The sequence below is a fragment of the Thauera sp. genome (assembly GCF_047601425.1).
Lineage (GTDB): Bacteria > Pseudomonadota > Gammaproteobacteria > Burkholderiales > Rhodocyclaceae > Thauera.
In genome coordinates this window covers 210,229-235,964 of the sequence record NZ_JASGJL010000002.1, presented here as the reverse complement: position 1 = coordinate 235,964, position 25,736 = coordinate 210,229, and the positions used below count along the sequence as shown (strand labels likewise).

Below are 25,736 nucleotides of genomic sequence, written 5' to 3'. Positions count from 1 at the left end.
CCTGGCCTTGCCGCCTTCCCCCTCGTGCCGGGCACGAGGGGGTTTTCTTGCCCGCTGCAAAGCAAAGCTGATTTTCTTGGTTCCGCTTGCGGGACACATCGGGACAATCGGCAGCCTGTCTCCAGGCCATACATTCCTCGACGCATGAATCCCGATACCGACCGCCTGATCGATTGGCTGCTCAGCAATCTCGAACCCGGCGCCGCCGTTTTCCACCTCGGCCAGTACTGCGGTTCCTGGCGTGCGTCGACCACGGGCCGGGCCCAGGCAAGCTTCCATCTGGTGCTGCGCGGCAGTTGCTTCCTGCATCTCGGCGACGGCAGCGACACCCTCGAACTGAACAGCGGCGATGCCGTGTTCATGCTGCGCGACCGCCCGCATTCGCTCACGCCGGAACGGCACCCCAGCCCCGCATGCGTGCCGCGTGCGATGCTGCCGATGCAGCCCATTCATCCCGACGGCACCAGCCTGGCCTGCGGCTTCTTCGATTTCCAGGGCCTGGCGGGGGCCTTCTTCGTCGAGTCCTTTCCCGATCTGCTCATCCTGCGCGCAGGCTCCGACGCGCTGCGCGCGGCCGCGCCGCTGTTCGACCTGATCCGTGCGGAAGCAGACCGCGACCAGCCCTCGTCATTGATCGCGCGCCTGACCGAATTGCTGCTGTTCTACCTGATCCGCGAAATGGCAAAACAGGAACGGATGGCGGCAGGCCTGTGGGCCGTTGCCGGCCAGCCCCGCTTCGCCGCCGTGCTGAACCGCCTGCTGGACGACCCCGGACGCGACTGGTCGGTGGACGACATGGCACGGCTCGCCAACATGTCGCGGGCCAGCTTCTTCAAGCACTTCGTCGATGCGAGCGGCCAGCCGCCGGCGCAGTTCCTGCTGTCGCTGCGCATGAACATCGCTGCGCGCCATCTGCGCAACGGCGACAGCGTCACCCGCGCGGCCGAGCGCGTCGGCTACCAATCACCCGCCGCATTCACGCGAGCCTTCCGGAAAGTGATCGGCGAGCAGCCCGGCGCCTACCAGCGGTCGCGGCGCAGCGCCGGGCTCCATGCACGACGGCACGGCCCTGCACCGGGCGAAATGCACTGACGGACATCGACCCGTGGACGCTCGAGCAAGAAAGCGCGACGGATGTTCGTAGAAACAAACACGGCGCGCTGCGCACAATCGCACCGTCTCCCTCGAAGGATCGAAACCCATGTCCCGCCTGCCTCTGCAAGCCCTGGAAACTGCGCCCGAAGCAAGCAAGCCCTTCATCGAACGCGCGCTCGCCGACAACGGCTTCGTGCCAAACCTGATCGGCGTGCTGGCAAACGCCCCGGCCGCGCTGGAAACCTACTTCACCGTCGGCGAGATCAATGGCCGCAGCAGCCTGACGCTGGCCGAGCGCGAAGTCGTGCAGATCACCGCCGCCAGCGTGCATGGCTGCGAATTCTGCGTCAGCGGCCATTCGGCGATCGCCTTGAAGAAGGCCGGCTTCGACCGCAGCACCGTCGTCGCCCTGCAGCAGCGCGGCACGACCGGCAATGCGCGCCACGATGCCCTCGTCGCCTTCACCCACGCCATCATCGTCAGCCGCGGCGCGGTCGGCGATGGCGAGCTGAAGGCTTTCGTCGACGCCGGCTTCACCCCGGCGCAGGCGCTGGAAGTGGTGCTGGGCATCAGCCTGGCGACGCTGTGCAACTTCGCCGACAACCTGGCTGGAAGCGAAATCAATCCCCAGCTCCAGGACTTCCGTCCCGGCGTGCTGCAGCCATGAACGCGCCGCTCGACAGCCTCGCCTGGCTCGCGGATGAAGCCGAGGCTCACGACCGCGGCACCGCCGATGCCGACCGTCTGGTACCGGAACTCGGCCGGCGCGGCCTGTTCCGCATCGGCGTGGCGCAAAGCCTGGGCGGCGCCGGTGGCGACACCTATGACGGCGTCGAGGCCATCGCCGCTACCGCCGAACGTTCGCTGACCGCCGCCTTCGTCTTCTGGGGCCAGCGCACCTTCATCGAATATCTGCTGCAGTCGCCGAACGCGGCGCTGCGCGAGCGCTGGCTGCCCGCGCTGCTGGCCGGCGAGTTCGCCGGCGCCACCGGCCTGTCGAACGCGATGAAATTCCTGTCGGGCATCGAATCGCTACAGATCACCGCAACGCCGCGGGACGGCTGCTGGCGGCTGGACGGCTGCCTGCCCTGGGTCACGAACCTGCGCAAGGCCGGCTTCATCGTTGCTGCCGCCGTGGCACGCGCCGACGCCGGCACGCCGATGGTCGTCGCCATCACCGGCGAGCAGGCAGGCGTCGCCCGCAGCGACGATCTCGATCTCGTCGCGCTGCGCGGCAGCAACACCGCCGCGATCGGCATCGCAGCCGTCAACATCGGCCCCGAACACCTGCTGCACGAAGATGCACGCAGTTTCTGCCCGGCAGTGCGGCCCGCCTTCCTGTCGCTGCAGCTGGGCATGTCGATCGGACTTGCACGTGCCGCGCTGCGCACGGCTGCCGTACAGGGACAAGGTGCGCATCGCCCCCTGCTGCCTCGCGTCGACGAGATTTCGGCGGAATTGGAAGGCCTGGCCGGCATCCTGCGCAGCGGCCTGACGGACCGCCGCTTCGCCTCCGACCCGGCGGAGCTGTTCCGCATCCGCATCCGCCTGGCCGAGATCGTGCAGATCGCGCTCGGCCTGGAACTCGACGCCAGCGGCGGCCGCGCCTACCTGCGCGACCAGCACCGCGGCTTCGCCCGCCGCTGGGTGGAAGGCGCTTTCATCCCGGTGATCACACCCAGCCTGACGCAGTTGCAGGGCGAACTCGCCCGGCAGGCCGGGACCTGCGCCGCATGACTGCCCGCCCGGCAGCCGCGCCCGACATGGTGCTCAGCGCCGAAGGCCTGTCCTTCGCCTATGCGAAGTCGGGCACGACCTTTTCCGGCGTTTCGCTCGGCATCCGCCGGCGGGAGATCGTCAGCCTGCTCGGCGGCAGCGGCTGCGGCAAATCGACCCTGCTGCGCGTGCTCGCCGGTCTCGAGCCGGCCAGCAGCGGCACGTTGAGCTTCCTCGGGCAGCCGCTCGACCGCCCCCACCCGCGCAGTGCGCTGGTGTTCCAGCAGGCGAGCCTGCTGCCCTGGCTCGATGTATTCGACAACGCCGCCTTCGGGCTCGACTTCAGGCACCAGCCCGCGATCGATGCACGCACGCGCAAGACCCGCGTGGAAGACGCACTGGCAGCCGTCGGCCTGGGCGGGCGCGAACACGCCTGGCCGGCCGAGCTGTCCGGCGGGCAGGCGCAGAGGGTGACGCTCGCGCGGGCCCTGGCGCGCGAGCCGGAACTGCTGTTCGCCGACGAGCCGTTTTCCGCCCTCGACGCCATCACCCGCGCCGAAATGCAGATCTTGCTGGTGGACCTGGTGCATCGCTGGCACACCGCGGTGCTGCTCGTCACCCACGACATCGACGAAGCCATCCTGGTCGCCGACCGCATCCTGCTGATGGCCGGCAGGCCCGGCCGCATCCAGCGCGAGTGGAACGTCGCAATCCCCCATCCACGCGAAGAGCACCCCGAAGCCGTCACCGCGCTGCGGCTGCAGATCCTGGCCGCGCTGCGCGACACGCGTGCCGACACCGCTGCAACATCCCCTTCCTGAACAGGAGCAAGCATGGATTCCAGACCCGTCTCCCGCCCGCACATCTGCCAGTCGCCCGCCTGCGGCTGCGGCCTGAACCGCCGCGACTTCCTGCGCCTGTCCGCCCTGACCGGCGCCAGCCTGGCGGTGCCGATGCTGCGCGCCGGCGACGCCGCGGCACAGAGCGCCAGAGGCGACGACGTGCCGGTGAAAATCGGCTACCTGCCGATCACCGACGCCACGCCGCTGCTCATCGCCCATGCGCGCGGGCTGTTCGAGGCCGAAGGCCTGCGCACCGAGGCGCCGCGCCTGTTCCGCAGCTGGGCGCAGATCGTCGAGGCCTTCGTCGCCGGCCAGGTCAACGTCATCCACCTGCTGTCGCCGACCACGCTGTGGGTGCGCTACGGCACGAAATTCCCGGCCAAGGTCGTGGCCTGGAACCACATGAACGGCTCGGCGCTGACCGTCGCCCACGACATCGGCAGCGTGGCCGATCTCGGCGGCAAGACGGTAGCGGTGCCGTTCTGGTACTCGATCCACAACATCCTGCTGCAGAAGCTGCTCGTCGCCAACGGCCTGGCGCCGGTCACCCGGCCGCGCAATACGGCGATTGCCGCCACCGAGGTGAACCTGATCGTGCTGCCGCCTGCGGAAATGGTCTCGGCACTGGCCGGCAAGGGCATCGCCGGCTTCATCGTCGCCGACCCGTTCAACGCCGCCGCCGAACTCAACGGCGTCGGCAAGATCCTGCGCTTCTCCGGCGACGTGTGGAAGGACCACGCCTGCTGCGTGACCTTTCTCGCCGAGCGCGACATCGCCGAACGGCCGCAATGGGCGCAGCGCGTCACCGACGCCATCGTCAAGGCCCAGTTGTGGACGCGCGGCAACCAGCTCGACGCCGCCAAGCTGCTCGCCGCCACCGGCGACAAGCGCTACACGCCGCATTCGGTCGAAGTGCTGGCGAAAGTGCTGTCCGCCACCGACTACGCCGGCTACGAGGCAAGCGGCATCGCCCGCAACAAAGGCTGGCACCAGCGCCGCATCGACTTCCAGCCCTACCCCTTCCCGTCCTACACCGAAGAGCTGGTGCGCAGCCTGCTCGCCACCAAGGTCGAAGGCGACGCGTCCTTCCTGTCCAGCCTCGATCCGGCCTTCGTCGCCCGCGATCTGGTCGACGACCGCTTCGTGCGCGAGGCGATCACCAAGCTCGGCGGCCCGCGCGTCTTCGGCCTGCCCGACGATCTGCTGCGGCAGGAAACCATCGTCGTCTGAAACCCGTGCCTGCCAAGTTCATGCTGCCCACGCTCGGGCTCGCGCTGGCCACCGCGCTGTGGGCGGCCGCCACACTGCTGTTGGCAGAAGAGACGCCGATCCTGGCGCGCTTCGCTCCCGCCGAAGCCCTGCGTGCGCTGTCGCGCCTGGCCGTCGATCCGATCATGTGGGAGCACATCGGCACCAGCCTGCAACGGGTGGCCGTCGGCCTCGCCGCGGCACTGGCGTTCGGCGTGCCGGCCGGCATCCTGACCGGCGTGTCGCGCAGCTTCGCCCAGGCGACCACACCGCTGTTCCAGTTCCTGCGCATGATCTCGCCGCTGTCGTGGATGCCGATCGCGGTGATGGTGCTCGGCGTCGGCGACGCCCCGGTGTATTTCCTGCTCGCCTTCGCCGCGGTCTGGCCGATCCTGCTCAACACCGCCGCCGGCGTCACCCAGCTCGACCGCAACTGGCTGATGCTCGCCCGCAGCCTGTCGGCGACGCGCAGCGAAACCCTGCTGCGCGTGGTGCTGCCGGGCATCGTCGCCCACATCCTCAGCGGCGTGCGGCTGGCGATCGGCATCATCTGGATCATCCTGGTGCCGGCGGAGATGCTCGGCGTGTCCGCCGGGCTGGGCTATTTCATCCTCGACGCCCGCGACCGCCTCGCCTACTCCGAGCTGATGGCCGCGATCCTCATCATCGGCGCGCTGGGTTTCCTGCTCGATTACGCTGCACGCTGGCTGTACCAGCGGTGGCTGCATGCGCGTTGAGCGTAGCCGCACCAGCGGTAGAGCGCCACGAAGTGCCATCGCATCTGCTATCCTTCTGACCAATTAGTCACGAGAGCAGAATCATGCGAACGCTCACACTTGCGGAAACGAAGTCACATTTCTCCGCCGTCGTCGACCAGGTCGTCGCCGGCGAGGAAATCGTCATCACCCGCCGCGGCCAACCTGTCGCCCGCATCATCCCCGAGCGCAGGAAATCACCGCCCGAAGTGGCGGCGATCGTCGAGGAGTTGCGCGCCTTCCTCGCAGCCCAGCCTGCCCAATCCCGCCCGGCCACGGAGCTGGTGCGCGAAGTACGGGACAGCGAGCGCTACTGATGGTCTGGTATGCGGACACCTGTGTCCTGCTGTCCCTTCTTTTTCAGGATCGGGGTAGTCAGGCCGCGCTGGCCTGGCTCGAAGCTGCGGGTAGCGAAACGATCGCGATCACACCCTGGACGCGCACCGAGTTCACCAGTGCGGCGGGCATCATGGCGCGCAGGGGAGACATTTCCGCCGGCCTTCATCGCGACGGACTCGCACGCTTCGACCGTCTGATCGACACTCGACTCGCCGTGGAAGCAATCGACACCACGGATTTCGATCGGGCCAGAGCATGGCTTGCCGACTACCGCTCCAGCCTGCGGGCGGGCGATGCGCTTCATCTTGCCGCATGCGTCCGCCTGAACGCCCTGCTCTGCACAGCCGACGAAACCCTCGCCAGGACGGGGCTCGCCGTCGGCGTGGCGGTTCACATGCTGCGGACGCCGGACTGACGTCCCTGCGCACCCCAGTCGCTCAGCCCGCTGCCGTCCCGAACCGCTTCGCCACCCGATTGGCGCACAGCTCCAGCGTCGAGCAGAAGACGTAATACACCAGCGCGACGAACAAGAAGATTTCGGTCGGGTAGACCATCTCGCGGTTGCTGACCTGGGTGGCGACGAAGGACAGTTCGCCGACGCCGATGACGTAGGCGAGCGAGGTGTCCTTGATCAGCGCCACCCACTGGTTGATGAAGGACGGCACCATGATCGGCAGCGCCTGCGGCAGGATCACCAGGCGCAGCGCCTGGCCGCGGCTCAGGCCGAGCGCGGCGGCGGCCTGCCACTGGCCCGGCGGCAGGCTGGCGATGCCGGCATGCACCGAATGCGCCAGGTAGCTGCCGCCGATCAGCGACAGCGCCACCACCACGGTGCCGGTGCCCGGCACGTCGATGCCGAACAGGATCGGCAGCAGGAAATAGGTCCAGAAGATCAGCATGATCACCGGGATGGCGCGGAAGAAGCCCAGCCCCATCAGCAGCACGCTGTGCGCGGCGCCGCGCGCCATCGCCAGCGCGACGCCGAACACCAGTCCGAGCACCCCCGAGGCGATCGCCGACACCACGCTCAGCACCAGCGTCAGCGCGGCGCCGCCGAGCGGGCCGTTGGGCCAGGCGCCCAGCATGAAATAGCCGAAATTGTTGGCGACGACGCTGAAGTCCATGATGCGGAACGGCTCTCAGTGACTGGCGCCGGGTGCGGGCTTCCTGCGCTGCAGCCACTGCCCGGCGAGTTCGATGACGATGATGGTGAGGATGTACAGCGTGGTGGCGATACCGAAGGCCTGGAAGGTCTTGAAGGTCTCGGTTTCGACCTGGCGCGAGGCGTAGGACAGCTCGGCCAGCCCGATCGCCATCGTCAGCGAGGAGTTCTTGACCGCGTTCATGTACTGGCCGAGCAGCGGCGGCAGCGAGATGCGGAAGGCCTGCGGCATCACCACGTTCAGCCACACCTGCAGCGGCGTGAAGCCCAGCGCCTGCGCGGCGGCGATCTGGCCGGCGGGCACGCCGCGCACGCCGGAACGGAATTCCTCGGCAATGAAGGCTGCGGTGTACAGCGTCAGGCCGAAGAAGCCGGCGATGTATTCGAACGAAGGCCAGCTCACGCCGAACAGCTTTAGATCCCATTCGCGCGGCGTGTTCAGCCAGATCAGCAGGTTTTCCGGCATCAGCGCACTGGCACCGAAGTACCAGAAGAAAAGCTGCACCAGCAACGGCGTATTGCGAAACACCGACAGCCAGGCGCGCGCCGGCCACGACCACAGCCGCGACTGCGCGACGCGGGCCAGGCACAGGCCGAGGCCGAGCACCGTGGCGGCGACCGAGACCAGCGCCGACAGCAGCAGCGTGACGCCGAAGCCCTCGATCAGCCAGCCCAGGTATTTCGGTGCGAGCAGTTCATCGAGCATGGTCGGCAGTCATGGCGAAACGGATGTGGACAAAGGAAATACCCCCGCCGGCCGGCGAGGCAGGCGGAGGCCGAAGCAGAAACGGCAGTTGCTTACTTGTCACCGATACGGAAGATGCGCGTCAGCGGCGTCTTCGAGTCGGGACCGAACCAAGCGTCGTAGATCGCCTGTGCCCGGCCGCTGGCTTCCAGCTCGCGCAGCGAATCATTGACGAACTCGGTCAGCCGATCCTCGCCCTTGGGCAGGCCGGCGCCGATCAGGTCGTCGGAGATCGAGAACGGCGGGATCTCGTACTTGTCCCGATCCGGCACGTTGGCGAGCAAGCCGACCAGCTTCGGCCCGTCCTGGGTGATCGCCTGCACGTTGCCGTTGCGCAGCGCGGTGAAGGCGAACGGCGTGTCGTCGTAGGCGACCAGCTTGGCGCTCGGGTATTTTTCGCGCAGCACGATCTCGTTGGTCGTGCCCTTGTCCACGCCGATGCGCAGGCTGCCGAGCTGCTCCGGCGAACTCAGCGTGCCCTTGCGGGCGATGAACTGCTGGCCCGAAGCGAAATAGGGAATGCTGAAATTGACCTGCCTGGCGCGCTCTTCGGTGATGGTGAAGTTGGCCAGCACGACGTCGACCTTGTTGGCGGTCAGCAGCGGGATGCGGTTGGCCGGGTTGGTCGGCACCAGTTCGAGCTTCACGCCGAGCCGGTCCGCCAGTTCCCTGGCGTAATCGACGTCCAGGCCGGCGATCTGGCGGGTCTGCGGGTCGATGAAGCCGAAGGGCGGGTTGCTGTCGAAGGCGGCCACGCGCAGCACGCCGTTCTTCTTGATGTCGTCCAGGCGGTCGGCCTGGGCGAGGCCGGACAGCAGGGACAGAGCGAGCAGGGTCGCCAGGCGCAGTTTCTTCATGTCGGGGACTCCGGATACGGTGGAAACATTCGGTCCGTCGGCCGTACATGGCCGAGGAGAGGCGCCGAGATTAATCGGCGCACTCCGGATATCCAACGAACAAGAAGTGATATGGATATGCGCGCCGACGCTTTCAGCCCGCCAGCGCCTGGCGCAGGTCGGCCAGCAAATCGTCTGCAGGTTCGATACCCACCGACAGCCGCAACAGGTCGGACGGGCAGCGGGTGCCCTCGCCCTCGACACTGGCACGGTGCTCGATGAGGCTTTCCACCGAACCGAGCGAGGTCGCGCGCTTGAACACTTGCACACGGGCGGCAACGTCGCGGGCCTTGGCCTCGCCGTCCTTCAGGCGGATCGACAGCATGCCGCCGAAGCCGCCGCTCATCTGCGCCGCGGCCACCGCATGGCCCGGATGCGAGGGCAGCCCGGGATAAAGCACCTGCGAGATGGCCGGGTGGGCTTCGAGCTCGGTGGCGAGCCGCAGCGCATTAGCGCAGGCGGCGCGCACACGCAGATGCAGGGTGCGCATGCCGCGCAGCAACAGCCAGGCCTCGAACGGCCCGAGGATGCCGCCGCCGAGGTTGCGCATGGCGCGGATGCGCTGCCACAGCGGCGAATCCGCGCGCGTGGCCAGCGCGCCGGCGACGACGTCGGAGTGGCCGTTGAGGTACTTGGTCGCCGAGTGCATGACGATGTCGGCACCGAGCGCCAGCGGCTGGCACAGCACCGGCGTCGCCACGGTCGAATCGACCACCGTCATCGCCCCATGCTCGCGGGCGAGCGCCACTGCGGCGCGGATGTCGGTGACCTCCCAGGTCGGGTTGGCCGGCGTCTCGATCCACAGCAGGCGGGTCGGCGCGGCGGCGAGCTGGGCGCGCAGGCCATCCAGGTCGGCGTTGTCGTAGAAGGCGAGCTGGATGTGGCCGTGCTCGGCCAGGTCCAGCAGCCACTTGCGCAGCGCCCAATACATCGAATGCGGCGCAACCACCCGCTCACCCGCATCCAGTGCCTGCAGCACCGCCGTCGCCGCCGCATGGCCGGACGCGAACAGCAGCGCCTGCGTTCCGCCTTCGAGCTGGCGCAGCACCTCTTCCGCCTCGATGTAAGCCGGGCTGCCGTCACGCGCGTACAGCCGCCCGCCCGGATAGCTGCCGTCGGCCGCGCGCTCGAAGGTGGTGGCGAGATGGATGGGCGGCACGATGTCGCGGTAAGGCTCGGCGACCTGACCGAGGCCATGCACGGTGAGCGTTTCGAGTGAGCGCATGTCGGGTTCCTGTCGGTAGGGCTGCGGCACGCGGCCGCAAACCCGGAAGGCTAGCGCTTCGTCCGGTGCCCGCCAAGTTCGGCAGCACAACCGTTCATATCGATTGCATGAAATCTTGGTGTGCTGGAATGCCTCGCTCCGCTATGGTCGCAACACTAGACTGATGGAACCTGCATGCCCCTGGAGACTGCCGTGCCTCTTACCGAACTGGTGCACTACTTCAACAAGCACAGCCCTTTCGCAATTGCCGACAGCAATGCCGACTGCCTCGAATTCGACGGCAAGCGTACCCGCGCCAATTTTGCCGGCTACCGCCTCGACAGCCTGTTCCAACCCTTGGTGGACAGCACCGGCAGCCGCGTGATCGGCCATGAAGCCCATCTGCGGATTTGCCCGGACAACGGGCCGGCAATCCCCGTGCAGGCAGCCTTCCTCGATGCGCGCACCGACGCGGACCTGGTGCGCCTCGACCGCCTGGCCCGCACCCTGCATGCGCTGAACTTCCTGCTGCAGCGCGACCAGGCGGGCGGCACGCTGTGGCTCAACGTCCATCCCCGCCTGATCCGCGCCGTGCCCGAACAGCATGGCCAGGTATTCGAGAGCGTACTGTCGCGCTGCGGTCTGACGCCCGACCGGGTCGTGCTCGAACTCACCGACGATGGCCTCACCGATCCGGCGCCGCTGGCCGCCGCCATCGCCGGATACAAGGCAAGAGGCTACCGCATCGCCATCGACAACTTCGGCCGCCATTCGAACGATCTCGACCGCCTGGCCGCACTCGGCCCCGACATCGTCAAGCTCGACCGCTGCCTGTCCGGCCGAGTCGAGTCTTCATCGCAAGTCGCACGCAGCACGGCACAGCTCATTGCCGAACTGCACCGCCACGGCATCCGGGTGGCCGCCCAGCACGTCGAAACCGCCGAGCACGCGCAGCAGGCGAAGGAGCTCGGCGTGGACTGGCTGCAGGGCTTCCTGTTCGGAGTGCAGGCACCGGATTGCAGGCCCATCGTCAGGCGAAAACAAGTGAACACGTCGAGCCACACGGAACCTGATCGCATTCCGGTCGCGGCATGACTGGCTTCGACCAAGACACCATAGCTGCCCTAACCAAGCATGCCGCAACTTGGTCTTACGGGACGGCAGAGTGTCAGCGGGACGTGACTTGCGGCGTTCAACCCGGCGCTCGAGCCGACGCGCTACGGCAGCCATTCACACAAGAGTCCTTTCAGCGCGCAAACCCTTCCAGCACGTAACGCTCGGCGTGCGTGATCGCAGCACGCCGCACCGGCAGCCCGTACGCATAGCCCTGCAGCAGCAGGCCATCGGGCAAATCACTTTCGAGCTTGCGTTCGAGCCGGGTAGCGATGATCGTGGCACCTTCACGCAGCCCTGCCACCCAGCCCAGGCGACTGCGCCAGTCGTCGGCAAACAGCAGCCTGTCACCGTCGATCTTGACGAACTGCGCCGGCACCCGGCTTACGAGCGACTGCCACTGCGCCGGCGAATCGACGTTGATCGCGACCTGGAAGCCGTTGTTGCGGTAGTTGCGCAGCACGAAACCCAGCAGTTCGGGCTGGCTGCTGGCTTCGAGCGGGGTTTCGATGACGACGCGCTCGGGCGGCAGGCCGAGGGCGTCGAGCACCTTGCGGAAGGCCGCGCCGTGATCGCCGGCGACCGCCGCCAGCAAGCGGCCATGGACGTTGAGGAACAGCAGGCTGTCGTCTTCGACCGAGGACAGGAAGTTCAGTGCATGGACGGTGCGCGCCAGGCGGTCGAGCGCGACCAGGCGGCCGTCATCGGCGTTGGCGGAGAACAGCGTCCATGGCGACAGCGCGCGCTCGCCGCTGCCCAGGATGCGCAGGAAGGCTTCGAAGCCGACGATGCCGCCGGGCTGCGGCGATACGATCGGCTGGAACACGCTGGACAGTTCGCAGCCGAACCAATCCCCCACCACGCCGCCTTCGGCCAGGCGGCGCAGCTGTTTGCCGCCCTCGCGTTCGAGCGGCAGGCGGTCGAGAAATGCGCGCGCCCGCTCGGCGAGCGGGCGCTGCGAGAGTGTCTGCCGGGACATGTGTCTTCCTCCGTTCTCTGCCGGTCCGGTCGAATGGAACCGAGTGTCGGATGCTCATGCATCCGGAGCAGAAAACGAACGAAGAAAAACTGCTTAGGAATCCATCGCCTGCGATTAGGGCGGGATGTGCGGACTGGAATCAGCCGGTCTTGCGCCATGGATGCCGGCATGGCCGACGGCCGTAGCGCCATCACGATACGGACGCCTCGTCGAAGAGGCGCCCGCGACACGGAACTCAGTTCTGGATGGCTTCGAGGGTGATGCTGATCGTCACTTCGTCGCCGACATTGGGAGCGTACTTGCCGGCGTTGAATTCGCTGCGCTTGACCACCGTGGTGGCGTTGGCGCCGATCGCGTCCTTCTTCATCATCGGATGCGGCATGTTGGCGAAGTGCGTCACTTTCAGCGTCACCGGCTTGGTCACGCCCTTGATCGTCAGGTCGCCTTCGATGCTCACCGGCTTGTCGCCTTCGAAGTTGACCTTGGTCGACTTGAAGGTGGCGGTCGGATGGTTGGCGGTATCGAAGAAATCCGTGTCCTGGATGTGCTCGTTGAAGGTCTCGTAGCCGGTATTCACCGACTTCATGTCAATGGTGATATCGACCGCGCCGGTCCTGGCTGCCTTGTCCAGCGTGACGGTGCCGGTGGTCTTGTCGAACTTCGAGAGCTGGGTCGACATGCCGAAGTGGCTGTACGAGAAGCTCGGGAACGTATGGGTGCTGTCGATGGTATAGGTCTGCGGTGCGGCCAGCACCGGGGTGGCGGCAGCGGCGGAAACGGCCAGGACGGCGGCGAGCTTGGCGATTTGCTTCATGGGTGGGTTCTCCTCGGTTGGAAAGTACAGGAACTCATGCAACTCATTGTGCGGCAGCAGCGATGCGGAAGTTGATGCTGACATCATTGGCAACGATATCGAAGGCTTTCCAGGCTCCCTCGCCCACCGAGAAGTCGCCGCGCTTGATCGTCAGCGTACCGTCGAACAAGCCGGTGCCGCCCTGCTCGGCGAAGGTCGCGGGGACGACGACGTCGCGGGTCGTGCCCTTGATCGTCAGCTTGCCCGCCACTTCGTAGCTGTTGCCGCCGAGCGCCTTGACGCCGGTGGATTCGAAGCGCGCCTTGGGGAAGGCCGCGGTATTGAACCAAGTCTTGGCTGCGACTTCCTCGTCGCCTTCGTCGCTGCCGGTGTCGATGCTGGCGAGCTCGACCTCGACGACGGCCGAGGCCGCTTCCGGCGCGGCGGGGTCGAAGCGGAGCTGGCCGTCGAACTGCTTGAAGCTGCCGTCCATCGACACGCCCATCTGCTGGTAGCCGAAGCCGATCCGGCTCTGCTCGGGCAGTACCTTGCCGTATTCGGCCGCATGGGCGGCGGCGGTGAAGGCGAGGGTCGAGAACAGCGCGACTGCGAAACGTTTCATGATGGACAATCCTCTGGAGTCGGGGTGGGAATCACGAACGACTGCGCGGCAGCATGCGCGTCAGCACGTCGTCCTTGTTGATGAAATGATGCTTCAGCGCGGCACCGATGTGGCCGAGCAGTACAGCGATCAGGATCAGGTTCAGGCTCAGATGCACGGTCTGCAGCAGGTCGCCCAGCGCCTTGTCCTTGTCCAGCAGGTCGGGCAGCGGCAGCACGCCGAACCATACCGTCTGGATGCCCTTGGCAGAACTCATCAGCCAGCCGGACAGCGGAATCGCGAGCATCAGCACGTACAGCAGATAGTGGCCTGCATGCGCGGCAAAACGTTCGAGCGTGCCCATGTGCTGCGGCAGCGCCGGCGGACGATGGCCGATACGCCAGGCCAGGCGGAACAGCACGAGCAGGAAAATGCTCACGCCTGCCCACTTGTGCCACGAATAGATCTGCAGCTTGTCCGGCGACAGCGGCAGCCCGGTCATGTAGAAGCCGAGACCGAGCATGCCGAAGATCAGTACGGCGATGCCCCAATGCAGGGCCTTGGCAGTGGCGGTGTAATGCGTGTTCGTCGGTGTGGTCATGACTCGATTCCTGTGGCGGCTTGCCCTGTCCCATAACCGGGCGGCAGCGGAAACCCGACTTTATTCATGTCTTCTCTGGTGAAAAAGGGGGTCATGAAAGACTCATCGTTGCTGAAAATGGAACAATCAGTCAGCGAGCACTCTTCAAGCAGCCCCAGTCCCCCGGCATCTCCAAAGCTCGAATTCCACTAAGCAATCCAGTTCCCGCCGAATAAACAGCGCGGATTTTCTTCGTTCTTGATCGGACGGCGATGTGGCCTCATTGCGCCATCAGCCGGCGGCGAATGCCGGCTTTTCTGTCCCCTCCCCTTCTGATTCCATTCCGAGGCATCCGACCATGATCGTCACTCGTCGTTCCGCACTGAAGGGCCTGCTCGCCGCAGCGGCCCTCCCCCTGTCCCTGTCGTCCCCGCTCGCCCACGCCGATTCGCCCGCGATCCGCATCGGCTGGCAGAAAGGCTCCACGCTGTCCATCGTGAAGGCGCGCGGCAATCTCGAAGCACGCCTGAAGGCCGAAGGCGTCAAGGTGACGTGGACCGAATTCCCGGCCGGGCCGCAGATGCTCGAAGGCCTGAACGTCGGCAGCATCGACATCGGCGTGGTCGGCGAGACGCCGCCGGTATTCGCGCAGGCGGCCGGTGCCGACCTGGTGTATTTCGGCAACGAGCCGCCGGCGCCGCGGGCCGAAAAGATCCTGGTGCCGAAGGATTCGCCGATCAGGACGCTGGCCGACCTTAAGGGCAAGCGCGTGGTGCTGAACCGCGGCTCCAACGTGCATTACCTCTTGGTCAGAGCATTGGAATCCGCCAACCTGAAATACGGTGATGTCGAAGTTGCCTACCTGCCGCCGGCCGACGCCCGCGCCGCCTTCGAGCGCGGCTCGCTCGACGCCTGGGCGATCTGGGACCCGTTCGGCGCCGCGGCCGAGGCGCAGATCGGCGCGCGCATCCTGGCCGACGGCACCGGCATCGCCAACAACTACAACTTCTACATCGCTTCGCGGCCCTTCGCGCAGAAGTATCCGCAGGTGCTCGCTTCGGCGCTCGAAGCCATCAACGAGACCGGCGAATGGGTCGGCCGGAACCAGAAGGAAGCCGCCGCCATCGTCGCGCCGCAGATCGGCCTGCCGGTCGAGATCGCCGAAGTCTCGGTGTCGCGCTACGGCTACGGCGTGAAGCCGCTCAGCGACGAAGTGATCCGCCACCAGCAGCAGATGGCCGACACGCTGGCCGAACTGAAGCTGATCCCGAAGAAGCTCGACGTGGCTTCGGTCGTATGGCGCCCGGCGCACTGAACGCGGCACGACATCGGAAAAGCCCATCATGAGCACACGTAAACCGCTCGACATCTTCTGGTTCCTCCCCACCCACGGCGACGGGCGCTATCTCGGCTCCTCGCTGGGTGCGCGCGCGGTGGATCACGACTACCTGAAGCAGATCGCGCAGGCCGCCGACAGCCTCGGCTACGGCGGCGTGCTGATTCCCACCGGCCGCGCCTGCGAGGACGCCTGGGTGGTGGCGTCCAGCCTGATTCCCGTCACCCGCAAGCTGAAGTTCCTCGTCGCCCTGCGCCCGGCGACGACCTCGCCGACGGTCGCTGCGCGCCAGACCGCGACCTTCGACCGCCTGTCGGACGGCCGCCTGCTGATCAACCTGGTGGCCGGCGGCGACACCTCTGACCTCGAAGCCGACGGCATCTTCCTCGGCCATGACGAGCGCTACGAGCACGCCGACGAGTTTCTCGAAGTCTGGAAGCGGCTGCTGGCCGGCGAGCAAGTCGATTACGAAGGCGAGCACGTCAAGGTCAAGGACGCGCGCCTGCTCTTCCCGGCGGTGCAGCAGCCGTATCCACCGCTGTACTTCGGCGGTTCGTCGAACCGCGCGCACGACACCGCGGCCAGACACGTCGAGCTTTACCTGTCCTGGGGCGAGCCGCCGTCGGAAGTGGCGCGCAAGTTCGCCGACGTGCGCCGGCGCGCCGAGAAGGAGGGCCGCCAGGTGCGCTTCGGCATGCGCCTGCACGTGATCCCGCGCGAAACCGAGGCCGCGGCCTGGCAGGCGGCGGACGAACTGATCAGCCAGCTCGACGACGAAACCATCGCCAGCGCGCAGCAGTCGCTCGGCAAGATGGATTCGGAAGGCCAGCGCCGCATGCGCGAACTGCACGGCGGCGACCGCAGCAAGCTCGAAGTCGCACCCAACCTGTGGGCCGGCGTCGGCCTGGTACGCGGCGGCGCCGGCACCGCGCTGGTGGGCGACGGCAAGATCATCGCCGAGCGCATCGAGGAATACGCCGCGCTGGGCGCCGACACCTTCGTGCTGTCGGGCTATCCGCATCTGGAAGAGGCGTACCGCTTCGCCGAACTGGTGTTCCCGCACCTGAACGTGGCCGGCCGCGACGCCCCCGCCAACGACGCGCACCAGGCGACCCGCCGCCGCGTCGCGCCGATCGGCGAGATCATCGGCTACGCCCAGGCCCCCAAGGCAGCGCAGAGCTGAAGGGGGCGCATCCATGGCACATTCGAACGACACCCCGCGCACCGGCTGGCCGGGCCGCATCGGCCCCTGGCTGGTGCCGGCCGCGATCCTCGCCGGTTGGCAGATCGCCGCCCAGACCGGCTGGCTGTCGACACGCATCCTGCCGGCCCCTTCCGCAGTGCTGGCCGCGCTGTGGGCGCTGGCGGGCTCGGGCGAACTGCTGACCCATCTGCAGGCCAGCTTCGCCCGCGCCGCGATCGGCTTCGCCATCGGCGGCGGCATCGGCTTCTTCTTCGGCCTGATCAACGGCTGCTGGCGGGTGGCGGAAAACCTGTTCGACACCACGCTGCAGATGGTGCGCAACGTGCCGCACCTGGCGCTGATCCCGCTGGTGATCCTGTGGTTCGGCATCGACGAAGGCGGCAAGCTCTTCCTCGTCGCGCTCGGCGTGTTCTTCCCGGTGTATCTGAACACCTTCCACGGCATCCGCTCGGTCGATGCCGCGCTGGTGGAGATGGGCCGCTCCTACGGCCTGTCGGGCTGGGCGCTGTTCCGCCACGTGATCCTGCCCGGCGCGCTGCCCAACATCCTGGTCGGCGTGCGCTATTCGCTGGGCTTCATGTGGCTGACGCTGATCGTCGCCGAGACCATCGCCGCCAGTTCGGGCATCGGCTACATGGCGATGAACGCGCGCGAATTCCTGCAGACCGACGTCGTCGTGCTGGCGATCCTGCTATACGCGGTGCTCGGCAAGCTGGCCGACGTCGCTGCCCGGCTGCTCGAACGCCGCCTGCTGCGCTGGAACAACGCCTATGCCGGCGCCTAGGCAGCGCTTCACATCCTCACGATCCGGAGAACAGCCGATGGGCTTCATCAATCTGAAGGAACTTGCCGAGCTCGACGAACGCGTCGCACTCGCGCCCGCTACGTCGGTACGGCCAGTACCGAAATCGAACCACTCGCCTGGCAAGGGCGTACCCATCACGCTGCGCGGACTGGGCAAGCAATATGGCGAACGCACGGTGCTGTCGTCGATCGACCTGGACGTCGCCGCCGGTGAATTCGTCGCCATCGTCGGCCGCAGCGGCTGCGGCAAGAGCACGCTGCTGCGCCTGCTGGCCGGGCTGGAGGCGCCGAGCGAAGGCAGCATCGCACTGGACGGCCAGGCGCTGCGCGAGACCCACGGCGAACTGCGCCTGATGTTCCAGGACGCACGCCTGCTGCCGTGGAAGAGCGTGGCTGACAACGTCGCCCTCGGCCTGCCCGGCTCGGCGCGGGAGCGGCGCGAAGCGGCACTGGCCGCGCTGGCCGACGTCGGCCTCGCCGACCGCGCCGACGAATGGCCGGCACGCCTGTCCGGCGGCCAGCGCCAGCGCGTCGCCCTGGCCCGCGCACTGGTGCACAAGCCCCGCCTGCTGCTGCTCGACGAGCCGCTGGGCGCGCTCGACGCCCTGACCCGCATCGAGATGCATGCGCTGATCGAACGCCTGTGGCGCGAACAGGGCTTCACCGCATTGCTGGTCACGCACGACGTCTCGGAGGCCATCGCGCTGGCCGACCGCGTACTGCTGATCGAGGACGGCTGCACCGCGCTCGACCTGCGGATCGCGCTCGAACGCCCGCGCGACCGGACCAGCGCCGGCTTCACCGCACTGGAAGACCGGCTGCTGCGGCGGGTATTGCAGCATCCGCCGCTGGAAGAGGTGCCGCCGGCAGCCCCTGCCACTGTCCCCTTCCCCCAATGGCGCTGGGCGGCCTGAGCCGGCCCCGGCTCACCGGCGCCATACCGGAAAGCACCGGGGTCGATCGGCGGCCGCACGCGTCTGCAAGCCGTCACCGGGCAAGGCGGCTTGCGTCACGTGCAGCCCGTTGGCGCGATGGGCTCCCGGTTTGCGGCAGTCCTCAGGAAGCCAGCTTCTGGCGAATGGCTTTCTTGTTGATCTCGCCGACGCTGGTGCGGTCCAGCGCATCGACGAAACGGATCTGGTCGGGCACGGCGTAGCGCGAAATGTGGCCGGCGTCGGCGACCTTCATGACGGTCGCCTTGATGTCTTCGGCGCCGGCCGTCTGGCCCGGCTTGAGAACGACCATCGCCAGCGGCCGTTCGCCCCACTTGTCGTCCGGCACCCCGACCACGGCGACTTCGGCGACCGCCGGATGCTGGGAGATGATGTTCTCGAGTTCGAGCGAGGACACCCACTCGCCGCCGGTCTTGATCACGTCCTTCAGCCGGTCGGTGACCTGCAGGCAGCCCCGCGGGTCGATGACGCCGATGTCTCCGGTGTGGAGATAGCCGCCGGCCCACAGCTCGGCCGAGGCGGACGGGTTGTGCAGGTAGCCCATGGTCAGCCACGGCGCGCGGGCGACGATCTCGCCGGAGCTCTTGCCGTCGCGGGGCACGTCGAGCATGTCGCCGTCGACGGTGCGGAGGTCCACCAGCGGCACCGGATAGCCGGTGCGGATGCGCTGGCCGGCCTGGCCATCGACATCGTCGGCCGCGATGTCGCCGGGCCCCTGACCGAAGGTCAGGATCGGGCAGGTCTCCGACATGCCGTAGCCGGTGAAGACGTCGATGCCGCGCGCCAGCGCCGCGGCGGCGAGCGCCTTGGTCATCGCCGCGCCGCCGATGATCACCTTCCAGCCCTTGAGATCGACGGAGCCGGCCTCCTCGTTGCTCAGCAGCATCTGCAGGATGGTCGGCACGCAGTGCGAGAAGGTCACCTTCTCGTCGCGGATGAGGTGGGCCAGGGTCTCAGGCACATAGCGGCCGGGATAGACCTGCTTCACGCCGAGCAGGGTCGCGATGTAGGGCAGGCCCCAGGCATGGACGTGGAACATCGGCGTGATCGGCATGTACACATCGCCGCGGTGCAGCCGGCTGTGCTCCGGCGCGGTGGCGAGATGCAGGGCAACTGCCAGCGTGTGCAGCACCAGTTGCCTGTGGCTGAAATAGACCCCCTTCGGCAGGCCTGTCGTACCGGTGGTGTAGAAGGTCGTCGCCCGCGTGTTCTCGTCGAGATCGGGGAAGTCATACTCGCTGGATGCCTGCGCCAGCAGCGCCTCGTACTCGCCGGTGAACTCGATCCCGTGGGAATCCACGTCGCTGCCGGCGTCGGAGATCAGCACGAACTTCTTCGCCGAAACCAGATGCTCCCTGATCGACGCCAGCACCGGCAGGAACTCGGCGTTCACCAGCACGATGTCGGCATTGGCGTGGTTCAGCGTGTACAGGATCTGGTCCGGCGAGAGGCGGACATTCACCGTCTGCAGCACCGCACCCATCATCGGCACGGCGAAGAAACATTCGAGATAGCGATGGCTGTCCCAATCCATCACCGCGACGGTGTTGCCACCGCTGATGCCGGCGGCCTGCAGCGCATTGGCCAGGCGGCCGATGCGGGCGGCGAGATCACGATAGGTCTGGCGATGGAGCTCGCGGTAGACGATTTCCTGATCGGCGGCGGTCGCCAGCGGCGTATGCAGCAACTGCTTGATCAGCAGCGGATAGGCATAGGCCGACGGCGTGAGCTTGATGGATTCGGCGGGCATCGGCGAGGTCTCCGGAAAGTCGTTTTTGTATGTATTGCGCGGATGATTCTATGGACGATGTCTCCCGCTGCCAATCGCCGCTTTCGCCGGCCGATAGCAGAAAAACGAATAAGCAACGCTGGTTTCATTATTTCCGCTGCAAGTGCGCCATCCCTAGACTCGCCGGCATCCCATCAGCCTACCGGAGCCCGCAGTGAGCACTTCTTCCCGCCAACCGAAAGCCGTCCGCCGCCTCCTGGCGACCCTCGCCCTGTCGCTGTCGGCATCCGCCGTACTCGCCGACATCACGCTGCTGAACGTTTCCTACGACGTCTCGCGCGAGCTGTACAAGGACATCAATCCTGCGTTTTCCGCGCATTGGAAGACCCGGGGCGGCGAGCCCGTCACAGTCAACCAGTCGCACGGCGGTTCGAGCAAGCAGGCGCTGTCGGTGGCGGCCGGCCTCGATGCCGACGTGGTGACGATGAACCAGTCGCCGGACATCGACATCCTGGTCGAACGCGGCGGCCTGGTCGCGGCGGACTGGCGCCAGCGCTTTCCGCACGAAGCCACGCCCTACACCACCACGTCGGTCTTCCTGGTGCGCAAGGGCAATCCGAAGAACATCAAGGACTGGGACGACCTCGCCCGCGCCGGCCTGCAGGTGATCGTGCCCAACCCCAAGACCTCGGGCAACGGCCGCTACACCTACCTGGCGGCCTGGGGCTACGCGCTCGACAAGAGCGGCAGCGACGCCGGCGCGCGCGAGTTCGTCGGCAAGCTGTTCGCCAACGTGCCGGTGCTGGACGGCGGCGGCCGCGGCGCCACCACCACCTTCACCCAGCGCGACGTCGGCGACGTGCTGGTGACCTTCGAGAACGAGGCCATCCTGATCGCCCGCGAGCTCGGCGACAGCAAGTTCGACGTGGTCTATCCCTCGCTGTCGATCGACGCCTCGGCGCCAGTGGCGGTGGTGAAGTCGGTGACGGAGAAGCGCGGCACGGTGAAGGCGGCCGAGGCCTACCTCGAGTTCCTGTTCTCGCCCGAAGGCCAGGCGATCATCGCCAGACACAATTTCCGCCCGCGCGACGCCGCGGTGCTGGCGCAGAACGCCGACAAGTTCCCGCCGATCCGCACCTTCACCGTCGATGAGAAGCTCGGCGGCTGGCCGGCGGTGCAGAAGACGCACTTCGCCGACGGCGGTGTCTACGATCAGATCATCGAGAAGCGCTGAACGCTGCGGCAGCAACAATGCCGGGCCAAGGCCCGGCCGCCGCGCCGACGGCCTCTTGGTTGTTTGCCTTACCCCGATCGATACATGGCATCGACGGGGGGCGAGGCATCACTCTCCAAACGCATCCAGCGCCGCGCGTAGCGCAGCCTCATCCACGCCTTCAGCCAATACGGCGACCTTCGCGCCGTCCAGCCACAGCACATCGCCCTTCAGTTCGAAGGCGGCCCCCTGCTTCAGCGCCGACACCACCGTGCCGGCGTCGCGCGGCGAGGCGAAGCCTTCGCCCTGCAGCAGCAGGTCGCCGCCGGCATCGACCAGCTTGAAGTGGAAGCGGCCGTCGGCCTCGCGGTATTGCTTGAACTGCGGCAGCGCGGCCTTGGCCTTTTCCGCCGCAGCCGCCGGGCGGGCGATGTCGGACAGGTTGCGCAGGCCGACGGCGTGGCGCAGTTCGGTGATGAAGGGCGTGGCGATCGCGCGCGCCTTGGCCGCGCCTTCGAGCAGCAGCTTCTCGATCTGCGACGGGTCGGCGACCAGGGCCTCGTATTTCTCGCGCATCGGCGCCACGCTGGCCTCGATCTTTTCGAACAAGGCCTGCTTGGCTTCGCCCCAGGCGATGCCTTCCTCGAACGCGGTGCGCATCGCGCGCGTTTCCTCGGCGCTGGAGAAGGCCTGGTAGAGCTCGAACAGCGCGGAACCGTCGGCGTCCTTGGGCTCGCCGGGGGCCTTCGAGTCAGTGACGATGGCGTAGATCACCTTCTTCAGTTCCGCCGGGCTGCAGAACAGCGGAATCGTATTGTCGTAGCTCTTGCTCATCTTGCGCCCGTCCAGCCCCGGCAGCGTGGCGACCGAGGCGTCGATGGCCGCCTCGGGCAGCACGAAGTGCTCGCCGTACAGGTGGTTGAAGCTGCCGGCCATGTCGCGCGCCATCTCGATGTGCTGGATCTGGTCGCGCCCGACCGGCACCATGTGCGCCTTGAACATCAGGATGTCGGCGGCCATCAGCACCGGGTACATGTACAGGCCCATGTTCACGCCGGCGTCCGGATCGACGCCTTCGGCGGTGTTCTTGTCCACCGCCGCCTTGTAGGCGTGGGCGCGGTTCAACAGGCCCTTGCCGGCGACGCAGCTCAGCAGCCAGGTCAGCTCGGGAATCTCGGGGATGTCGGACTGGCGGTAGAACCAGACGTGCTTGGTGTCCAGGCCGGCGGCCAGCCAGGTGGCGGCGATCTCCAGCGTCGAGCGCTGCACGCGCAGCGGGTCGGTGGTGCTGATCAGCGCATGGTAGTCGGCCAGGAAGTAGAAGCTCTCCACCCCCGCCTGGCGGCTGGCGGCGATGGCCGGGCGGATGGCGCCGGCGTAGTTGCCGAGGTGGGGCGTGCCCGAGGGCTTGATGCCGGTGAGGACGCGCTGGACGGAAGGCTTGCTGGCGGACATGGATCGCTCCGGCGGAAACGGGACAAAGACCGCGAGTTTAACGGCTTCTGCACACCGCTTGTAACGTGCGCCCGACGCAGGCCTGCGATAAGGTAAGGCCCCTGCGGCAAGGCTGCCGCCCCCGAGGACAGAGGCAAGCGACCTCTCCGGACAACAAAAAGGACTCGACGCCCATGCTCGACAGACTGGCCCATCTCGACTGGATCCAGACCTACGCCCTGCCCTGGAGCATCAACCTGCTGCTGGCCGTCGGCACCTTCGTCATCGGCCGCTGGATCGCCGGCGGCATCGTCGCGGTGGCGCGCAGGCTGCTGACGCGCGCGCGTCTCGACGCCATCCTCATCAACTTCATCCTGTCGATCCTGCAGGGCGTACTGCTGCTGGTCGTCGTCGTCGCCGCGCTGAACCGCCTCGGCATCGATACCACTTCGCTGGTGGCGCTGATCGGTGCCGCCGGCCTGGCGGTCGGCCTGGCGCTGCAGGATTCGCTGAAGAACTTTGCCGCCGGCGTGATGCTGATCGTGTTCCGCCCCTTCAGGGCCGGCGACTTCGTCGAGGCCGGCGGCACCTCGGGCGTGGTCGAGAAGATCAACATCTTCAGTTCCACTTTCCGCACCGCCGACAACCGCGAGATCATCGTCCCCAACGGCGCGATCTATGCCGGCGTGATCACCAACTACTCGGCCCGCCCGACCCGCCGCATCGACCTGCAGCTGCGCATCAGCTACGACGACGACATCCGGCAGGTGAAGGCGATCATCGCCCAGGTGCTGAAGGACGACCCGCGGGTGCTTGCCGATCCCGCACCTTTCGTCGGCGTCGCCGAACTCGGTGAGCACAGCGTGGACCTGCACGTGCGCCCCTGGGTGGCCACCGCCGACCACTTCGCGACGATGTCCGACCTGAAGGAAAAACTGAAGATCGCCTTCGACGAAAACGGCATCACCATCCCCTACCCGCAGATGGACATGCACCAGCGCCTCGTGCAAGTGCCCGACCCGCAGAAGAGCGCCTGAGCGGCCCGCCAGCCACACGGCGAACCGGCTACCATTGCACCTGCACAAAACGGGGGCGCCGCCCCCGGTCGTTTCTCTTTCCACATCCACCGACCCCATCGTGAGCCTGCCCACACCCGAACGCCCCCGCGTGCCGACCATCACCATCGGCCTGCGCCCCCACTCCTCGACGGCTCCGGCCACCTCCGTAGACCACACCCCACCGGTCGGCATGCTGCTCGCCACGATGTACGCCCCGCCCGAAGGCGGCGCGGTGTTCGAGTTCAAGCTCGAAGACAGCCGCCTCGGCGCCCTGCGCATCCCGCCCGCAACCGCGCCCGGCGCCGCGGACGAGTTGTGGAAACACACCTGCTTCGAAGCCTTCGTCGGCGTGCAGGGCGAACCGGGATACCGCGAATTCAATTTCTCGCCATCCGGCCAGTGGGCAATCTACGACTTCAGCGCTCCGCGCGAGCGCGACACCGGCTGGCATACCGAAGCCGAGCCGCAGCTCCGCTTCGAACAGGACGGCGACGCTGCCTGGCTGGAAGCGCGCGTGCCTGCCGCCGCACTGCCGGCGGTGCCGCCCGGCACGGATCTCGAGATCGGCCTGGCCGCGGTCATCGAACGCAGCGACGGCGAACTCGAATACTGGGCGGTGAGCCATCCTGCGCCGCAGCCCGATTTCCACGCCCGCAACGGCTTCGTGCTGACCCTGAAGACCTGGGCTGCCGACGTGGATGGGAAGCGCTGATGGGCACGGCGGTTCGTTTCGGCCTCGACCGCCTGCTGGCCGATGCCGCGCTGCGCCGCCCGCTGGCCGGCCGGCGCGTCGGCCTGCTCGCCCACCCCGCCTCGGTGACGCGCGGGCTGGAGCATTCGCTCGACGCCCTCGCCAAGCTGCCCGACCTCCGCCTGTCCGCCGCCTTCGGCCCGCAGCACGGCCTGCGCGGCGACAAGCAGGACAACATGGCCGAGTCGCCCGACTACACCGATCCGCTGCACGGCATCCCGGTGTTCAGCCTGTACGGCGAAGTGCGCCGCCCCACCGCGGCGATGATGGACAGCTTCGACGTGCTGCTGGTCAACCTGCAGGACCTCGGCTGCCGCATCTACACCTTCATCACCACGCTGCGCTACGTGCTCGAGGAAGCCGCACGCCACGGCAAGTCGGTATGGGTGCTCGACCGCCCCAACCCCGCCGGCCGGCCGGTGGAAGGCACGCTGCTGCGCGAAGGCTGGGAGAGCTTCGTCGGCGCCGGCCCGCTGCCGATGCGCCACGGCCTGACGATGGGCGAACTGGCGCGCTGGTTCGTGACCACGCTGAAGCTCGACGTCGATTGCCAGGTGATCGAAATGGAAGGCTGGCAGCCCGACGCCACGCCCGGCTACGGCTGGCCGCTGGGCGAGCGCAGCTGGATCAACCCCAGCCCCAACGCCCCCAACCTGTCGATGGCGCGCGCCTATGCCGGCACCGTGATGCTGGAAGGCACGACGCTGTCCGAAGGCCGCGGCACCACCCGCCCGCTGGAGCTGTTCGGCGCCCCCGACCTCGACGCCCGCGCCATCATCGCCGAGATGCGCGCGCTCGCGCCCGACTGGCTGCGCGGCTGCGTGCTGCGCGACTGCTGGTTCGAGCCGACCTTCCACAAGCACGCCGGCAAGCTGTGCAACGGCGTGCAGATCCACGTCGAAGACCCTGCACACTACGACCATGCCGCCTTCCGTCCGTGGCGCTTGCAGGCGCTGGCCTTCAAGGCCATCCGCCGGCTGTGGCCGGACTACCCGCTGTGGCGCGACTTCGGCTACGAATATGAATTCGAGCGCCTGGCGATCGATCTCATCAACGGCTCGCCGCTGCTGCGCGAATGGGTGGATGATCCCGCCGCCGCGGCGGCCGATCTCGACGGCCCGGCGCGCGCCGACGAAGCCGGCTGGATCGAGGCCCGCCAGCCTTTCCTACTCTATCCCGCCTGAAC

The 25,736-nt window shown here is 67.4% G+C and carries 27 protein-coding genes; 17 read left to right on the top strand and 10 right to left on the bottom strand.

Annotated features, from left to right (window positions below; genetic code table 11):
- Positions 1–144 precede the first annotated feature (144 nt).
- From QM748_RS17565 to QM748_RS17530, 8 genes are all read left to right on the top strand, one after another.
- Positions 145–1,092, top strand: coding sequence for a cupin domain-containing protein (locus tag QM748_RS17565; protein WP_415248287.1), 948 nt, complete (start codon positions 145–147; stop codon positions 1,090–1,092).
- A 109-nt stretch (positions 1,093–1,201) separates the two neighbouring features.
- Positions 1,202–1,762, top strand: a complete 561-nt coding sequence (locus tag QM748_RS17560; protein WP_415248286.1) for a carboxymuconolactone decarboxylase family protein — start codon at positions 1,202–1,204, stop codon at positions 1,760–1,762.
- The gene (locus QM748_RS17555) at positions 1,759–2,832 is read left to right on the top strand and encodes an acyl-CoA dehydrogenase family protein (protein WP_415248285.1); all 1,074 of its coding nucleotides are present in this window, start codon (positions 1,759–1,761) and stop codon (positions 2,830–2,832) included. The genes QM748_RS17560 and QM748_RS17555 overlap by 4 nt, the downstream gene beginning before the upstream one ends.
- Positions 2,829–3,632 carry an ABC transporter ATP-binding protein gene (locus QM748_RS17550; protein ID WP_415248284.1) on the top strand — a complete coding sequence of 268 codons (804 nt, stop codon included), beginning with the start codon at positions 2,829–2,831 and terminating at the stop codon, positions 3,630–3,632. The genes QM748_RS17555 and QM748_RS17550 overlap by 4 nt, the downstream gene beginning before the upstream one ends.
- A 12-nt stretch (positions 3,633–3,644) precedes the next feature.
- Positions 3,645–4,883 carry an ABC transporter substrate-binding protein gene (locus tag QM748_RS17545; RefSeq protein WP_415248283.1) on the top strand — a complete coding sequence of 413 codons (1,239 nt, stop codon included), beginning with the start codon at positions 3,645–3,647 and terminating at the stop codon, positions 4,881–4,883.
- Between the two features lie 5 nt (positions 4,884–4,888).
- Positions 4,889–5,638, top strand: a complete 750-nt coding sequence (locus QM748_RS17540) for an ABC transporter permease (protein WP_415248282.1) — start codon at positions 4,889–4,891, stop codon at positions 5,636–5,638.
- Between the two features lie 83 nt (positions 5,639–5,721).
- The gene (locus tag QM748_RS17535; protein ID WP_263460475.1) at positions 5,722–5,973 is read left to right on the top strand and encodes a type II toxin-antitoxin system Phd/YefM family antitoxin; all 252 of its coding nucleotides are present in this window, start codon (positions 5,722–5,724) and stop codon (positions 5,971–5,973) included.
- Positions 5,973–6,410, top strand: a complete 438-nt coding sequence (locus tag QM748_RS17530; protein ID WP_415248281.1) for a type II toxin-antitoxin system VapC family toxin — start codon at positions 5,973–5,975, stop codon at positions 6,408–6,410. Before QM748_RS17535 ends, QM748_RS17530 begins: the two co-directional genes overlap by 1 nt.
- Before the next feature lie 22 nt (positions 6,411–6,432).
- Here the strand turns inward: QM748_RS17530 and QM748_RS17525 are convergent, their stop codons facing one another.
- From QM748_RS17525 to QM748_RS17510, 4 genes are all read right to left on the bottom strand, one after another.
- Positions 6,433–7,119 carry an amino acid ABC transporter permease gene (locus QM748_RS17525; protein ID WP_415248280.1) on the bottom strand — a complete coding sequence of 229 codons (687 nt, stop codon included), beginning with the start codon at positions 7,117–7,119 and terminating at the stop codon, positions 6,433–6,435.
- Positions 7,120–7,134: 15 nt separating this feature from the next.
- Positions 7,135–7,863: an amino acid ABC transporter permease gene (locus QM748_RS17520; RefSeq protein ID WP_415248279.1), complete on the bottom strand. Its 729-nt coding sequence runs from the start codon at positions 7,861–7,863 to the stop codon at positions 7,135–7,137.
- Between the two features lie 92 nt (positions 7,864–7,955).
- Entirely contained in the window at positions 7,956–8,759 is an 804-nt protein-coding gene (locus tag QM748_RS17515) for an ABC transporter substrate-binding protein (protein ID WP_415248278.1), read from the bottom strand.
- 133 nt (positions 8,760–8,892) lie between these two features.
- A complete protein-coding gene (locus QM748_RS17510) occupies positions 8,893–10,023 on the bottom strand; it encodes a trans-sulfuration enzyme family protein (protein WP_415248277.1) in 1,131 nt (376 codons plus the stop codon).
- Positions 10,024–10,215: 192 nt separating this feature from the next.
- Between QM748_RS17510 and QM748_RS17505 the strand changes: the two genes are divergently transcribed.
- Complete coding sequence (locus tag QM748_RS17505; RefSeq protein WP_415248276.1) at positions 10,216–11,097, top strand: EAL domain-containing protein; 882 nt, start codon at positions 10,216–10,218, stop codon at positions 11,095–11,097.
- A gap of 151 nt (positions 11,098–11,248) precedes the next feature.
- On the opposite strand, the gene QM748_RS17500 is transcribed toward QM748_RS17505, so the two are convergent.
- From QM748_RS17500 to QM748_RS17485, 4 genes are all read right to left on the bottom strand, one after another.
- Positions 11,249–12,094, bottom strand: a complete 846-nt coding sequence (locus tag QM748_RS17500) for an EAL domain-containing protein (protein WP_415248275.1) — start codon at positions 12,092–12,094, stop codon at positions 11,249–11,251.
- 235 nt (positions 12,095–12,329) lie between these two features.
- Positions 12,330–12,908 carry a YceI family protein gene (locus tag QM748_RS17495; RefSeq protein WP_415248274.1) on the bottom strand — a complete coding sequence of 193 codons (579 nt, stop codon included), beginning with the start codon at positions 12,906–12,908 and terminating at the stop codon, positions 12,330–12,332.
- A gap of 43 nt (positions 12,909–12,951) precedes the next feature.
- Complete coding sequence (locus tag QM748_RS17490; protein ID WP_415248273.1) at positions 12,952–13,509, bottom strand: YceI family protein; 558 nt, start codon at positions 13,507–13,509, stop codon at positions 12,952–12,954.
- A 31-nt stretch (positions 13,510–13,540) separates the two neighbouring features.
- Positions 13,541–14,089 (bottom strand): cytochrome b, encoded by a 549-nt coding sequence (locus QM748_RS17485; RefSeq protein WP_415248272.1) that lies wholly within the window; start codon positions 14,087–14,089, stop codon positions 13,541–13,543.
- Positions 14,090–14,426: 337 nt separating this feature from the next.
- Between QM748_RS17485 and QM748_RS17480 the strand changes: the two genes are divergently transcribed.
- The 4 genes from QM748_RS17480 to QM748_RS17465 are packed head-to-tail and all read left to right on the top strand — an operon-like array spanning position 14,427 to position 18,326.
- A complete protein-coding gene (locus QM748_RS17480) occupies positions 14,427–15,383 on the top strand; it encodes a sulfonate ABC transporter substrate-binding protein (RefSeq protein ID WP_415248271.1) in 957 nt (318 codons plus the stop codon).
- Positions 15,384–15,411: 28 nt separating this feature from the next.
- Positions 15,412–16,587: an FMNH2-dependent alkanesulfonate monooxygenase gene (gene ssuD / locus QM748_RS17475; protein WP_415248270.1), complete on the top strand. Its 1,176-nt coding sequence runs from the start codon at positions 15,412–15,414 to the stop codon at positions 16,585–16,587.
- A 13-nt stretch (positions 16,588–16,600) separates the two neighbouring features.
- Positions 16,601–17,392 carry an aliphatic sulfonate ABC transporter permease SsuC gene (gene ssuC / locus QM748_RS17470; protein ID WP_415248269.1) on the top strand — a complete coding sequence of 264 codons (792 nt, stop codon included), beginning with the start codon at positions 16,601–16,603 and terminating at the stop codon, positions 17,390–17,392.
- A gap of 37 nt (positions 17,393–17,429) precedes the next feature.
- Positions 17,430–18,326, top strand: a complete 897-nt coding sequence (locus QM748_RS17465) for an ATP-binding cassette domain-containing protein (protein WP_415248268.1) — start codon at positions 17,430–17,432, stop codon at positions 18,324–18,326.
- Between the two features lie 142 nt (positions 18,327–18,468).
- Here the strand turns inward: QM748_RS17465 and QM748_RS17460 are convergent, their stop codons facing one another.
- Entirely contained in the window at positions 18,469–20,115 is a 1,647-nt protein-coding gene (locus QM748_RS17460; protein ID WP_415248267.1) for a fatty acid--CoA ligase, read from the bottom strand.
- Positions 20,116–20,308: 193 nt separating this feature from the next.
- Between QM748_RS17460 and QM748_RS17455 the strand changes: the two genes are divergently transcribed.
- A complete protein-coding gene (locus QM748_RS17455; RefSeq protein ID WP_415248266.1) occupies positions 20,309–21,328 on the top strand; it encodes a sulfate ABC transporter substrate-binding protein in 1,020 nt (339 codons plus the stop codon).
- A gap of 108 nt (positions 21,329–21,436) precedes the next feature.
- Here QM748_RS17455 and QM748_RS17450 read toward each other — a convergent pair whose 3' ends face one another.
- Positions 21,437–22,762: a tryptophan--tRNA ligase gene (locus tag QM748_RS17450; protein ID WP_415248265.1), complete on the bottom strand. Its 1,326-nt coding sequence runs from the start codon at positions 22,760–22,762 to the stop codon at positions 21,437–21,439.
- Positions 22,763–22,935: 173 nt separating this feature from the next.
- Here QM748_RS17450 and QM748_RS17445 point away from each other — a divergent pair, with 173 nt between their 5' ends.
- The 3 genes from QM748_RS17445 to QM748_RS17435 all read left to right on the top strand — a co-directional run bounded on the left by QM748_RS17445 (position 22,936) and on the right by QM748_RS17435 (position 25,734).
- On the top strand, positions 22,936–23,778 hold the full coding sequence (locus QM748_RS17445; RefSeq protein WP_415248264.1) for a mechanosensitive ion channel family protein: 843 nt from the start codon (positions 22,936–22,938) through the stop codon (positions 23,776–23,778).
- 100 nt (positions 23,779–23,878) lie between these two features.
- Entirely contained in the window at positions 23,879–24,511 is a 633-nt protein-coding gene (locus QM748_RS17440) for a DOMON-like domain-containing protein (RefSeq protein WP_415248263.1), read from the top strand.
- Entirely contained in the window at positions 24,511–25,734 is a 1,224-nt protein-coding gene (locus QM748_RS17435; protein ID WP_415248262.1) for an exo-beta-N-acetylmuramidase NamZ domain-containing protein, read from the top strand. The genes QM748_RS17440 and QM748_RS17435 overlap by 1 nt, the downstream gene beginning before the upstream one ends.
- The last annotated feature ends 2 nt before the right edge of the window (positions 25,735–25,736 follow it).